This is a genomic window from uncultured Virgibacillus sp., from assembly GCF_947495635.1.
Lineage (GTDB): Bacteria > Bacillota > Bacilli > Bacillales > Amphibacillaceae > Virgibacillus > Virgibacillus salarius.
In genome coordinates this window covers 1-714 of record NZ_CANMAB010000213.1, presented here as the reverse complement: position 1 = coordinate 714, position 714 = coordinate 1, and the positions used below count along the sequence as shown (strand labels likewise).

1 protein-coding gene is annotated in these 714 nt (G+C 42.7%); it reads right to left on the bottom strand.

Features of this window, described 5'->3' with window-relative positions:
* On the bottom strand, positions 1–714 hold a 714-nt coding region (locus Q1A47_RS20530), incomplete at both ends, for a transposase (RefSeq protein WP_299632750.1).

The following is a 714-nucleotide window of genomic DNA, read 5'->3' as shown; positions in this document are numbered from 1 at the left end:
CTTGATTTTTTCCCGGTTCGGTGACGGACATTATTCAGTCCAAAGAATTCTTTCAAATAGGCATTAACACGTTCGACAGCGGTACGTTCTTTGTACAGTTCATCCCATTTTTTCGATCCCCTTGCGGGATTGGTGTACTTTCGGATATCTGTAGATTGTCTGATTTTAAAAGTCTTTTGACAAAGTGAGTCGTGTTGTAATGGGCACGTTGCACATTCCTTCGGACGTGTATATTTCAATGTCTTGTATTTTGGATCGAAGCTGTCGTAGCGATAGGAATGCTCTAGGACACAAGTCGGTGCGAAGTACTCGTCATAACCAACCGTCTCTCCTTCGTTACGTCGGTTATATGGAATGACAGCTTGTAGATCCTGATCGATTAATTGTTGATAGATTGGTTCATAATCGTAACCGGCATCGAAAAGGCCAGCAGTAAATAAAGACGGAAGATCGCGATCAATTTTCTTTAATAAAGGGATGGCTGCCTTTCCATCATTGAGGCTACCGGACGTCATCATCCCCGCAAGAATGTACTGGCTTTTTGTGCTAACGGCTAAGTGACCTTTGTAGCCAAACCAGAAGATGTTTTTTCCATCACTGTTTTTCTTGACTCCCCATTTTGGTTCGATGGGGGCTTCATTCAACAACACTTCCACTGATTCAGAAAGCTGATGAACAATTTCTTTTTCATAAATCGGACGCGCTTCTTCCTCG